The organism is Cytobacillus depressus, from assembly GCF_008923245.1.
GTDB lineage: Bacteria > Bacillota > Bacilli > Bacillales > Cytobacillaceae > Cytobacillus > Cytobacillus depressus.
On the sequence record NZ_WBOS01000019.1, the window covers coordinates 1 to 13137 of the forward strand.

The following is a 13137-nucleotide window of genomic DNA, read 5'->3' on the forward strand; positions in this document are numbered from 1 at the left end:
GTGGCGATAGCGAAAAGGTCACACCCGTTCCCATCCCGAACACGGAAGTTAAGCTTTTCAGCGCCGATGGTAGTTAGGGGCTGTCCCCTTGTGAGAGTAGGACGTCGCTAGGCTGTATTAAATTTTTTATAAATAATATTATCGCGGGGTGGAGCAGTTCGGTAGCTCGTCGGGCTCATAACCCGAAGGTCGCAGGTTCAAATCCTGTCCCCGCAATATGGTCCGGTAGTTCAGTTGGTTAGAATGCCTGCCTGTCACGCAGGAGGTCGCGGGTTCGAGTCCCGTCCGGACCGCCATTTATATGTTTAAGTAAGTACGAAACAAGGTTTCGTCTTTTTTTTTTAGATAAGAAAGAATAAAATTTTATCTACCACAGTCACTAAGGCTGTGGTATTTTTGTGCAATGGAGAACAATATTTATAAGAAGAATATTGTTGATGAACATAAACATTGGGATAAGTATAACAAGGTAGAAGTGATAAAAACTCAAAAAACGTAAAAAAGTCTCATTCAATTTTATATGGGCTCTTTTACGTTTTTAGAAGTTAGCATAATAAGAGGAGTTAGGAATTTGCTACACCTTAAGAGTTTACTTTCTTTCGAGACAATTTTAAAACAGCGTTAAGTAGAACATTAGCTCCTTTAGCGCAGTCTTCATAAGAAGTTAGTTCATCTTCACGGTGGCTGTATCCATTTACACTTGGGACAAAAATCATTGCTGTTGGGATATAAGAAGCGATGAATTGTGCGTCATGTCCAGCGCCGCTATACATCCGTTTTCCTTTATACCCTAGTTCTTTGCAAGCATCTTCTACAGAATTAACCACTTCTGTATCAAAGTCAACTGTGTCTCGATCCCATAGGCGGGTCGATTTTATCGAACAGTTATTTGTGCTTCCCGGCAATTCATTTACGATTCTTGTTACTTCGGCAATTACTTGAGGATCCTGATGTCTCGCCTCTAAAGTAAAGGTTACTTCTGAAGGAATGACAGTATGAATATTAGGATAAGCATTTATACGTCCGATTGTGTAGACAAGTTCCGAATCTAGTCTTTGAAGCTGCTTTTGTATATCTACAATCAAATTGGCAGCGGTGAACATTGGATCTTTGCGCATGCCAATCGGGGTTGTCCCTGCATGATTGGATTCTCCATAGACAGAGATTTCATAGCAAACCATTCCAAGTACACCTTCAACAACACCAATATCTAAATTATTTCTTTCCAGTACAGGTCCTTGTTCAATATGCAATTCAATAAAAGCGCTAGCTTCGTGCAAACGATTTTTTTCTGGACCTTGGAAACCGCTTTCATTTAATGCTTGAGAAAATGAAATGCCATTTGTGTCTGTTGAAGCAAGCATTTTCGTTTTTTCAAATTTGCCTGATAGGACACCCGAAGACATAATGGATGGCTCAAATCGAGCTCCTTCTTCATTAGTAAAGTTGACGATTGTAATGGGATAATCTAATTCGATATTTTCTTCTTTAATTGTATAAACAACCTCTAAAGCAGTCAGGACACCCAGGACACCATCGAAACGCCCGCCTTTGATAACCGAATCCAAATGAGAACCTAATACGATAGGAGGCAAGTTCTTCTTCCCAGGTAATGTTGCGTATATATTCCCCATATCGTCATAGGTTACGACCATTTCCAGTTCTTCACATAATTCTTGGAACTTCTTCCTTGCGGCAACATCTTCGGCGGATAATGAAAGTCTTGTTACTCCGTTGTTTTCTGTTCTGCCATACTCACTAAATAATTCAATTAATTGTTGAAGCCGATTAGCATTGCACTGTTTCATAAGAAATCCCTCCCTAAATTATTGGGCAACTTCTTTTGTTACCCGAGCATTTTCTTTTTCCACGATTGCGTTAGTTAGGAGACTAACACTTACTCCAATAAAAATATTAACCGCAATTGCTACAAATCCAATGTTAATATCATTAATGGCACTTGGAATATTTGGGAAAATGTTAATTAGTTTAAATTTAGTTATTGCGTTAAACAATACGATCGAAACGCCTGTTAAAATACCAGCAATAGCGCCGTATTTATTCATAAACTTCGTATTGAAGAAACCAAAAAGCATGGCTGGTACTAATTGTGTAATTAAGCCATATGACATGATGTTTAAAATAGCCAATGCATTTCCGCCAAAAATAGTGAAAACATAAGCGATTAATATAATTAATAGAACAAATAATTTAGATACTGTAAGCTGCTGGCGATCACTTGAGTTCGGCTTAATTAACTTATAAAAACCTGTCATTAGCCCGACTGCTCCGGACATAACCATAACGGATACCGGTACTAAAGCAGTTAATAGGCCGGCCCCGCCAACAATCCCTACAAACCAAGGATCAAATGTTTGCATCGTAAGTCGCAGCAGCGATAGGTCACCTTCTGCTCCTTGTAATCCCGGCACTTGAATAATCGCTGCAAATCCAATAAAGAAGGCAAATAATATTAAAATCGTATACAGAGGCAAAGTGATTGCATTTTTCTTTAAAGCACGCTCACTTTTAGCTGATATTACGACAGTGAAAGATTGCGGCAGCAGGTAAAAACCAAATGCATTTAATATAATAGTAGAAATAAACCATGGCGTACTATAGCCTTCAGCTGCGAAGGTTAAAGCTTCTGGTTTAACTGCTTGAACGGCTTCGAATAAAGGCTGTATGCCGCCAAAATAATGATACGGGATATAGATGCCTAAGAAGACGATAACAAATAAGATCATGATATCCTTTAATACTGCATTCCAGGCAGATCCATGGATCCCTGAGACCGTAACATAAATCGTGACAATTACAGCACCGATAGTAGAAGCGATTAACGGCGAAATGACTCCATATGAAGCTTCGGATACAATAATTCCTAATCCTTTTAATTGGATTACAATATAGGGAACAAGAGCGATTAAACCAATGAAAGCTACAACAACACCTAGAGCTTTACTGTTATAATTTTTCATAAAGTATTGTGGCTGAGAAATAACCTCATGCTTTTTTGCGAAACGCCAAATCTTAGGAATAATCCAATAGGATAGCACGTAAGCCAGGCAAATATAGGCTGGAACATAGTAGGCTGCTGCACCATTTGAATATGCCCAACCACTGCCGCCTAAAAAAGTAAATGTGGTGTAAACTTCGCCAGCAATTAATAAGAAAATGAACAGTGTTCCGAACCCTTTGTTCCCGACTGCAAACTCATTTACGTTCATTTCTTTTCCGCGGGTTGCACGAATTCCTAAGTATAAGGCAACAGCAGCAACGAAAAAGATAATTAGTAAGGCGCTGTTCATTCTACTTCACTTCCTTCATTTGCTGGATCTAATTTATAAACGATGAGCAAAATAACAGATGATAGAATCATCCAAACGGCGATCCAAAATAATAAGAATGGCACTCCTAAAATATAGGGTTCAATGCGATTAGCTACTGGTAGAAGGACACACATTCCTATGAAAGGAATAAGGAGTAATAGTTGTGCATACTTTCTCACTTGCCTCACACTCCAATCTTAGATTTATTTGCATAGACTATTTCACCATCTAGCATTGTTAAATCTACATTCACTTGGGGAATCTCCTCCATAGGGCAGTTTAAGAGGGAAGTGTTTAATATGACTAAATCCGCCAATTTCCCTACTTCAATGCTTCCTTTAGCAGTCTCATCAAAGCTTGCATAGGCAGCGTTATACGTATACATACGAATTGCATCCATTAGAGAAACTTTTTGGTCTTGACCAAAAGCTGTATGTTCACGTGTTAAACGAGTAACTGCTGTGTAAATACCAACAAATGGATTAACTGTTGTTATAGGTGCATCTGAACCAGCAGCGGTGATTATTCCATGGTTCAGCAAATCTCTTGCGGCATACATATAATGAGTTCGTTCACCATAATTGCGAATATAACTTTCTCCGAATTCATATGGGAAAGAAGGGTTGAGAATCGGAATAACATTTAGTGCCTTGGCTTTTTCCTGCAAGTCTGGAGGACAAACGCCTAAATGTTCAACACGATGGCGGTGATCCTCGCGTGGATATTCATTTAGTAATCTTTCAATGACATTTAAATATTGCTCTATTGCTTTATCCCCCTGGGCATGTACAGTAAGCTGATATCCCTTTTGATGAGCTAAGGAGAAGATGGAATAAAGTTCTTCTTCTGAGTACATCAAGTAACCGTAATTATTGTCGTCACTTGTATAAGGTTCACGAGTAGCGATTGTCGGTCCTGTACTGCTACCATCGGTGAATAGTTTAGCAGGTCCAATTTTGAAAAAGTCATTGCCTGTATGAGTTATTACACCGGCTGTTAACATGTTTTTAGTAAAGTTCTCGCAATCATTCAGACTGCCGATCATGGCATAAATCCTAGTTTTTATTAGCTTCTTATTTGACGCAATTTGCATAATTCTAAAGCTATTTTCATCAAATCCTCCTGCATCATGAACACTTGTTATTCCATGTGCAAATAATTGTTCTTGCGCTTTTGTTAGCGCATTAAATAATTCTTCATCACTATAAGTTACATGTTGATTAAATTGTAAAAAGGCATTCTCGATGAGGCGGCCTGTTAATTTTCCGTTGCTGTCTTTTTCGATCGTTCCGCCTTGTGGATCAGGAGTTGCTGAATCTATTTCGGCTAATTGTAAGGCAGCTGAATTAACCATGCCGATATGTCCGCAAGTACGGGTTATGACGATGGGGTGCTCTTGTGTGAGATTATCAAGTTCTTGAATTGTGGGGTAACGTTGTTCCTGTACCATTAACTCATTGAAGCCAAAAACGCGTATAACTTGTCCATTTTTAGTCTTTTCGACAATTTCGGCTAATTTATGCAATAGCTCTTCAATTGAGTTAATCGCAGGGTCTTTGCAGTTAAGATGCATTAATGTACTGCCGTATAAAAAAAGATGCATATGAGCATCAATAAGACCAGGTAAAACAGATCTTCCATGCAAATCAATGACTTTTGCCGAGGTTGTAATGAGTTTTTTGATTTCTTCTGTTGTTCCTACTGCTGCAATCTTATTTTCTTCTATCAAACATGCTTCATAGACTTCATTTTTACTATTAACTGTAATCACTTCGCCATTTAATAAAGCTATCTGAGTCATTGGCTCATCCTCCTTGTTACAAATAACGTTATAAAAAAAATATAGCATAGCTTTTTAACAGCTTGATATGAACATAATGTAAAGAAGTTCCCTTTAACGTTTTACATTATGTTATATTTTCTGTATAAAGCATGTAAAACCTTTTTCTGGGGAGGGTAAAATATGTCTTATTCGCTGGAAGTTCAAGATTTATTTGATAGAAACCATTTCCAAAAAGCAGAAGTGATAGCTGGTCATGGCGGGATATTGAATACGATTAAGTGGGTTCATATACTAGAAACGAAAGAGATCGGCACCTTAATTAAGGGAAATGAATTGATTTTAACAACGGGAATTCAGCTAATATCTGAAGAGACTCTATTTAAATTTGTAGAACAGCTGATTACAAAAGAAGCAGCCGCTTTATGTATTGAATTTGGTGAACATCTTCAATCTGTTCCAAATAATGTGATCGAGCTGGCGAATCAGCATAATTTACCGATTATTGTGTTTAATGAAATAGTTCCATTTATCGAAATAACACAAGAAATACATAGTATGTTAATTAATCAACAGTATGAAATGATCAAACGGCTTGAAAATTATTCACAAGAAATAAATAAATTAACATTGAGAATAACCCATTATGAACATATTTTAATGAAGCTTTACAAATATTTAAACGTTAACGTTGTATTTATCATTAACGGACAGCAGCCATTATTTATTCCAAATGAAAAACATCACGTATATAAGAACTTAAGGGATCAATACGAACAAAGTGGAGAAGGAAATCATTTCGCCAAATGTGAAGTAAATATATTAGAAGAGAGTTATGGAGAAGTATGTATTTTCACAAAGGAACGAACAATAAATGAGTTTGAATTATTAATCCTTGATAGAACTGTTACTGCCTTATCGCAATATTTGCTGCGCAGTCTATATATAGAAGAGAAACAAAACATTCACTCCCGCCTGTTATTGGAGTCTTGGTTAAATGGAACAATTGAAGATTCTGTGATAACTAACTTCTTACAGGAAGAAGGTTTTCATAATTTATTAAATTGCTCTTATTTTGTATTAATCGATCAGATAAAAAATACAAAAAAAGAATATGATTTAAATTATTATAAATTATATTCCCGCAATATCTTTGAAAATAAAGGGTTCGTTTTATTTCTACTAGAAGAAAAACAAAAGCTGATTTATGTTATTGCTGATATATATGGACATGATATAAAGCACCGTATCATAGATTGCATCGAGAAAATCAGGAACTTTAGAAAGAATAATAATTATATAAATCTATCGGTCACTACTGCTGTCGGGCAGATTGTTAATGATTATAAATTAGTGAATCAAAGCTGCGATACTGCACATGACACCTTATTAATCCGCAATAACGCACTTCAACTTTCTTATTTTTATGACGATCTTTACATACATCAATTAGTTCTTCAACTGCAAAAAAACAAAGCAATTATGGATTTAGCTAAAAAATATTTAAAGCCTCTCTATGAATACGATGCAAAAAATAATGGTCAACTGATTGTCACTTTACAAGTTTATCTGCAATGTAATTGTTTAAAAAAAGAGACTGCAGAGAAGTTGTTTATTGTCCGTCAAACTTTATATCATCGCTTAGCTAAAATTGAAAGTTTAATAGGAAGTGATTATACGCTTCCGCCTAAGCGTCTTGCTGTTGAAATAATGCTGCTTGCAACTCAATATAACTTCCAGTTTACAGACTAGGAGAATCTCAAATTGCAGGATTTTATATCATTAATTTTGAATCTTCAGCAGATATTCGCTCCTCTTCTTTTATCAATTTCGATTCCTTTCATATCAAGGGGTTGATCTGCCAATTAATTGGGCTAACATCACAAAGTGTCAATATGTGAAACAGTATTTAGTAAACATTTTACATTATGTCTGATGATAATCTTGATATTAAACGTCACAATTAAGGCAGATAGTAATAAATTTCTAAAGGAGTGACTCAAATGGGGAATGTTCATATTACTGAAAGTTTAGTCACAAAAGATGAGAAATATCTTTGGAATGCAATGAAGCCATATAACCCGCAAGCTGCCACCATTATTCAAAAAGCGAAAGGAGCTTGGCTGACGGATATTGAGGGGAATCGTTATCTAGATGCCATGTCAGGATTATGGTGTGTAAACGTTGGTTATGGAAGGGAAGAAATTGCAAAAGCCGCATATGACCAGCTTCTTGAGAACAATTATACTCCCTTAAGTGTTAGTCATCCTTCGGCGATTTTACTAGCCGAGAAAATCAGTGAATTATTGGGCGGAGATTACGTTGTGTTTTTCTCAAACAGCGGATCAGAGGCTAATGAAACAGCGTTTAAAATTGCTCGCCAGTATTACCAGCAAAAAGGGCAAGGAACGCGTTATAAAATTGTTTCGCGTTATCGCGCTTATCACGGAAATTCTATGGGCGCACTCGCAGCAACTGGGCAAGCTGAACGGAAATATAAATACGAACCATTAGCGCCAGGATTTATTCATGTTAAAGCACCAGATCAGTATCGTTACAATGAGGATGGATATAAGAGTGCGGCCGATTTACCATCTGTTAAGGCAGTAGACGAAATCATGACATGGGAACACCCAGAAACGATAGCTGCCATGATTTTGGAACCGATTATTACAGGCGGAGGAGTAATTATGCCTCCTGATAATTATTTAAAAGGTGTAAAAGAAGTTTGTGAGAAGCACGGCGCCTTATTAATAGTAGATGAAGTCATCTGTGGCTTCGGACGTACAGGAAAAGCCTTCGGGCATCAGAATTATGGAGTACAGCCTGACATTATTACGATGGCAAAGGGGCTGACGAGCGCTTATATGCCACTTTCTGCAACAGCTGTAAAGAGAGAAATTTATGAAGAGTTCACCAAGAACGGCAACTATGACTTTTTCCGTCATGTTAATACATTTGGGGGATCTCCGGCGGCATGTGCAGTTGCACTGAAAAACCTAGAAATTATGGATCGTGAAAATTTATTTGAACAATCTTCCATTATGGGTGAGATTTTAGTAACTGAGTTAAAAGATAAAATATCACACTGCCCTTATGTTGGAGATATTCGAGGAAAAGGATTACTTATAGGAATTGAGCTAGTAGAAGACCGCAGCACGAAGAATCCATTACCTGTAGAGAAAGTCAATCAAGTAATTGCAAAATGTAAAGAACAAGGGCTGATTATTGGGAAAAACGGTGTGACAGTTGCTGGGTATAACAATGTATTAACACTATCTCCACCATTAAACATTACCTTGGAGGAAAAGGATTTCATTCTTGAAAGATTAGTGCAAGCAATTGAATCTTTATAAGTGAAAGGAGATTACGAAGATGACAAACATTACTGACGTAAAAGAACTTACACATTTTATTGATGGAAAAATGACTGCTGGAAAAAGCGGCCGTTTCTCCGAAGTGTTCAATCCTGCTACCGGAGAAGTCATTGCTAGGGTGCCATTAGCTTCAGCAGAGGAAGTGAAAGAGGCCATTAAAAAAGCAGAGGCTGCATTCCCTGCATGGCGTGATATCTCAGTAGCTAAACGCGCAGAAGTTGTAATGAAATTCCGGCATTTGGTAACGGAAAATAAAGATAAATTAATTGAGATAATCTGTACGGAGAGCGGAAAAACAGAAGAAGATGCATTGGGAGAAATTACCCGCGGATTAGAATCTGTCGATTTAGCGATCAATGCTCCTCATTTAATGAAGGGCGAATACTCAGTAAATGTTGGCGGGCAAATTAATGCGTATTCTGCTAAATATCCGCTAGGTGTCGTAACAGCAATCTCTCCATTTAATTTTCCAATTATGGTGCCGCTAGCCCAGACGAGCATGGCGGTAGCAGTCGGAAATGCTGTTATTTTAAAAGCATCTGAGAAAGTGCCTATGACAGCTTTATTTGTGAGTGAATTATGGAAAGAAGCAGGGCTTCCAGATGGTATTTGGACAGTAATCAATGGAGATAAAGAGGCGGTTAATGAACTGCTCGAAAATCCTGCGGTACAGGCAGTTTCATTTGTTGGCTCTACACCTGTTGCACATTATATTTATGAAACAAGCGCTAAATATGGAAAACGTGTAGTGGCATTAGGCGGTGGCAAAAATAATATGGTAGTCATGCCAGATGCTGATTTAGAACAAGTTGCGAATGCGTTCATAAGTGCAGGGTATGGGGCTGCCTCCCAACGTTGTATGGCCATATCTACATTAATGGTAGTAGGACAAGAAACTGCAGATCGTTTAGTAGAAATTTTAAAAGAAAAGATTGATAACTTAAAAGTGGGAGCTTATACAGAGAATGCCGATTATGGTCCTGTAATATCTCCGCAAGCAAAAGAAAGCATTTTAAAAGCTATTGATCGTAGTGAAGAAGAAGGTGCAAAAATCATTTGTGATGGTCGTGATAAAGACATTACAAAAAATAGCAAAGGATTCTTCTTGGCACCAACTTTGCTTGATCATGTAAAACCGGGCATGGAAATTTACGATGAAGAAGTCTTCGGTCCCGTTCGAAATGTTGTACGTGTAAATTCCTTAGATGAAGCAATCAAATTAATCAATCAGCATGAACTAGGAAATGGCGTAACGATTTTTACAAATAATGGGCTGGCAGCTAGGAAATTCACAACTGAAATTGATGTAGGAATGGTCGGTGTCAATGTTCCAATTCCAATTCCGGTCGGTTATCATAATTTTGCTGGTTTTAAAGGCTCAAGATTTGGGGATGGACAAATGTTTGGTCCAGATCAAGCAAAATTCTATACAAAATCAAAGGTGGTTTCAGAACGCTGGCTATCAACAAGTGAAGACAAAACCATGTCATTTGCATTCCCAAGCAATAATTAATAAGTTCTAAATATCTCAATATTACAAGGAGGAGGGAGCAATCCCTTCTTCTTTTTTTTTGTTTTTTTAAGCTTGTTTTGCTCAAGTGTTTAAAATCATGTACACTATATAAGAACAATACACCTTAGGGATACATCCTAAGGTTTTTTTCTAATATTCGACGAGTCCTAAGTCAAATCATAAATTTAAGAAAAATAACGGTGATTACTTACTATGAATAGATATGAGTTTATTTCGACAAACCCTAATGATACATTTGAATTTTCTAACCGTCTTGCTAAGCATCTGTGTCCTGGAGATGTTATTGCTTTAGAAGGTGATTTAGGAGCAGGGAAAACCACATTTACGAAAGGACTGGCTCATGGCTTAGAAATTAAACGCAATGTGAACAGTCCGACATTTACAATTATAAAGGAATATCAAGGCAGGCTGCCTCTTTATCATATGGATGTGTATCGGGTGGAGGATTCCTTTGAGGATCTTGGTTTTGATGAATATTTTGAAGGTGACGGGGTTACGGTTGTTGAATGGGCCCATTTAATAGAAGGTCAGCTTCCAAGTGAATTGTTAACTATTTATATTTATTTAGGTGAAAATGGCTCAAGACAATTCGTTTTAGAACCAAAGGGTAAAAGATATGAGGAGTTATGTAAGGAGATAATATTATGACGGTGCTTTCAATCGATACATCTAATTACACTTTAGGTGTAGCATTATTAGATGGTGATTATGTAAAGGGAGAGTATATCACGAATTTGAAAAAAAATCATTCTGTGAGAGTGATGCCAGCCATTGAACAATTAATGAAGGATTGTGATATTAAGCCTGCGGATCTCTCAAAAATAGTGGTTGCCAAAGGCCCAGGCTCCTATACTGGTGTAAGAATTGGAGTTACGATTGCGAAGACTTTAGCTTGGACACTCAATATTCCATTAGTTGGCGTATCAAGTCTAGAGGTGTGTGCAGCTACGGCAGGGCGTTATTTTGAAGGTGTCATTTCTCCCTTGTTTGATGCAAGGAGAGGACAAATTTATACAGGACTCTACCAATTTGATAATGGACACCTCCATACTTTACAGGAAGATCAGCTTTTATTATCTGCAGATTGGGCTCCAAAATTAAAGGAACAAGAAAGAAAAATTCTGTTTATCGGAAATGATTTGCCGATTCATCGTTCCATTTTTGAAGAAGTTTTGGGCGATCAAGCTGTGTTTGCCGAAATCACGGAGCAGAATCCTCGTCCTTCTGAGCTTGCCTTAATAGGCCGGGATAAAGAAGGGGAAGATATCCATACCTTTGTACCGAATTATATTCGTTTAGCTGAGGCGGAAACCAATTGGCTAAAAGCAAACAAAGAGAAGAAGGAAATAAACCATGACTAGTTCCTTCACCTTTCGCTTTTTGAATGAAAATGATGTAAATGAATTATTTGAAATAGAGCAAGCTTCTTTTACGCTCCCATGGACTAAAGAAGCATTTCATAATGAATTTTTGCAAAACAAGTTTGCAATTTATATTGGATTAGAGGATGAAGGAAAAGTTATTGGCTACTGTGGAGTATGGGTGGTTATTGATGAGGCACATATAACAAATGTTGCTGTCTTGCCCGAATACAGAGGGAAGAAACTAGGGGAAGCATTAATGAAGCAAGTCATGGAGGTGGCTTCTGAAAAGGGAGCTAAATCGATGACTCTTGAGGTTAGAGTATCTAATCATATTGCTCAATCCCTATACCGGAAGCTAGGTTTCCAAGATGGCGCCATTCGAAAAAAATATTATTTAGATAATCAAGAAGATGCATTAGTAATGTGGGTGAATTTATAATGAATAAAGATCAATGGATAATGGGTATCGAAACAAGCTGTGATGAAACATCCGTCGCCATTGTAAAAAATGGAAAAGAGATTGCCTCCAATATTGTTTCATCTCAAATAGAAAGTCACAAAAGGTTTGGCGGTGTGGTACCCGAAATTGCTTCGCGACATCATGTGGAGCAAATTACAATTGTACTTGAGGAAGCTTTAAGGCAAGCGAATATTGGCTTTGATGATCTGGACGCTATTGCAGTGACAGAAGGCCCAGGGCTTGTTGGTGCTTTGTTAGTTGGTGTAAACGCAGCAAAAGCGCTTGCCTTTGCGCATAACATTCCATTAGTGGGTGTTCATCATATTTCAGGGCATATTTATGCGAATCGGCTTGTAACAGAGCTGAAGTTTCCACTGCTATCTCTCGTAGTTTCAGGAGGGCATACCGAGCTCGTATATATGAAAGAACATGGGCATTTTGAGGTAATTGGCGAGACGAGGGATGATGCTGCTGGAGAGGCTTATGATAAAGTAGCAAGAACGCTAAATTTGCCTTATCCAGGTGGTCCACATATTGACCGACTTGCCCAAGAAGGGAATCCAGCTATAAATCTGCCAAGAGCATGGCTAGAGGAAGGCTCCTATGATTTTAGTTTTAGTGGATTAAAATCAGCGGTTATCAACACTGTCCACAATGCTGAGCAACGTGGTGAAAAGATATCCCCAGAGGACCTAGCTGCGAGTTTTCAGGAAAGTGTAATTGATGTATTAGTAACGAAAACTCTTAGAGCAGTTGAAGAATATAAAGTAAAACAAGTGTTGTTAGCTGGTGGAGTTGCTGCCAATAAAGGTTTGCGTAAGACTTTGCAGGAAGCATTCGATAAATTGCCTAATGTAGAGATAGTTATCCCTCCTTTAAAATTATGCACAGATAATGCGGCAATGATCGCTGCGGCCGGAAGTATTCTATTTGAAAAAGGTGTTCGATCCACAATGGCTCTGAATGCTAATCCAGGTCTCGATATAACTATCCACAATTAGAGTACTGAGAGAATAGTCCCTTTAAAATAGGGGCTTTTTCTGTGGATTAAATCAGAGTTATTCAATTTTTCTGTGTATAATGTGGATAAAAAACGTGGTTTTTGTGGATAATGTGGAAAAGTCTGTGGAAGCCCTATATTTCAGTTTGTCTTATGTGAATAAAGATGTGGATAATAAAAGACCAGAAGTGAATAAACTTCTGGTCCAAAATTCTAATCACTAAGGAAAGCTACTTCGAATAATCATAGCAGTTACAATTTGATCTATAATTGTTCCGAAGGCGCTTCCG

General features: G+C 37.7%; 11 protein-coding genes, 2 tRNA genes and 1 rRNA gene. 10 read left to right on the forward strand and 4 right to left on the reverse strand.

Going from position 1 to position 13137, the window contains the following annotated elements; all coding sequences use genetic code 11:
* The 3 genes from rrf to F7731_RS22390 form a co-directional block, all read left to right on the forward strand.
* A 5S ribosomal RNA gene (gene rrf / locus F7731_RS22380) occupies window positions 1-113 on the forward strand; the annotation flags it as partial.
* Window positions 114-142: 29 nt separating this feature from the next.
* Window positions 143-216: transfer RNA gene (locus tag F7731_RS22385), tRNA-Met, on the forward strand.
* A gap of 3 nt (window positions 217-219) precedes the next feature.
* Window positions 220-296 (forward strand) — tRNA-Asp (locus F7731_RS22390).
* A 285-nt stretch (window positions 297-581) separates the two neighbouring features.
* Here F7731_RS22390 and F7731_RS22395 read toward each other — a convergent pair.
* From F7731_RS22395 to F7731_RS22410, 4 genes are read right to left on the reverse strand one after another with little or no spacing between them, the layout of a single operon-like run.
* Window positions 582-1808, reverse strand: coding sequence for a Zn-dependent hydrolase (locus F7731_RS22395; RefSeq protein WP_151537020.1), 1227 nt, complete (start codon window positions 1806-1808; stop codon window positions 582-584).
* 18 nt (window positions 1809-1826) lie between these two features.
* Window positions 1827-3311, reverse strand: a complete 1485-nt coding sequence (locus F7731_RS22400) for a sodium:solute symporter family protein (RefSeq protein WP_151537021.1) — start codon at window positions 3309-3311, stop codon at window positions 1827-1829.
* Entirely contained in the window at window positions 3308-3511 is a 204-nt protein-coding gene (locus F7731_RS22405; RefSeq protein ID WP_281352590.1) for a DUF3311 domain-containing protein, read from the reverse strand. The genes F7731_RS22400 and F7731_RS22405 overlap by 4 nt, the downstream gene beginning before the upstream one ends.
* A 5-nt stretch (window positions 3512-3516) precedes the next feature.
* A complete protein-coding gene (locus F7731_RS22410; RefSeq protein ID WP_151537022.1) occupies window positions 3517-5133 on the reverse strand; it encodes an amidohydrolase in 1617 nt (538 codons plus the stop codon).
* A gap of 162 nt (window positions 5134-5295) precedes the next feature.
* Between F7731_RS22410 and F7731_RS22415 the strand changes: the two genes are divergently transcribed.
* The 7 genes from F7731_RS22415 (at window position 5296) to tsaD (ending at window position 12848) form a co-directional block, all read left to right on the forward strand.
* A complete protein-coding gene (locus tag F7731_RS22415) occupies window positions 5296-6864 on the forward strand; it encodes a PucR family transcriptional regulator (protein ID WP_151537023.1) in 1569 nt (522 codons plus the stop codon).
* 251 nt (window positions 6865-7115) lie between these two features.
* A complete protein-coding gene (locus F7731_RS22420; protein ID WP_151537024.1) occupies window positions 7116-8468 on the forward strand; it encodes an aspartate aminotransferase family protein in 1353 nt (450 codons plus the stop codon).
* Window positions 8469-8487: 19 nt separating this feature from the next.
* Entirely contained in the window at window positions 8488-10002 is a 1515-nt protein-coding gene (locus F7731_RS22425) for a CoA-acylating methylmalonate-semialdehyde dehydrogenase (RefSeq protein WP_151537025.1), read from the forward strand.
* Window positions 10003-10215: 213 nt separating this feature from the next.
* The gene (tsaE, locus tag F7731_RS22430) at window positions 10216-10671 is read left to right on the forward strand and encodes a tRNA (adenosine(37)-N6)-threonylcarbamoyltransferase complex ATPase subunit type 1 TsaE (protein ID WP_151537026.1); all 456 of its coding nucleotides are present in this window, start codon (window positions 10216-10218) and stop codon (window positions 10669-10671) included.
* Complete coding sequence (gene tsaB / locus F7731_RS22435) at window positions 10668-11384, forward strand: tRNA (adenosine(37)-N6)-threonylcarbamoyltransferase complex dimerization subunit type 1 TsaB (protein WP_151537027.1); 717 nt, start codon at window positions 10668-10670, stop codon at window positions 11382-11384. Before tsaE ends, tsaB begins: the two co-directional genes overlap by 4 nt.
* Window positions 11377-11826 (forward strand): ribosomal protein S18-alanine N-acetyltransferase, encoded by a 450-nt coding sequence (gene rimI / locus F7731_RS22440; protein WP_151537028.1) that lies wholly within the window; start codon window positions 11377-11379, stop codon window positions 11824-11826. Before tsaB ends, rimI begins: the two co-directional genes overlap by 8 nt.
* A complete protein-coding gene (tsaD, locus tag F7731_RS22445) occupies window positions 11826-12848 on the forward strand; it encodes a tRNA (adenosine(37)-N6)-threonylcarbamoyltransferase complex transferase subunit TsaD (RefSeq protein WP_151537029.1) in 1023 nt (340 codons plus the stop codon). The genes rimI and tsaD overlap by 1 nt, the downstream gene beginning before the upstream one ends.
* The last annotated feature ends 289 nt before the right edge of the window (window positions 12849-13137 follow it).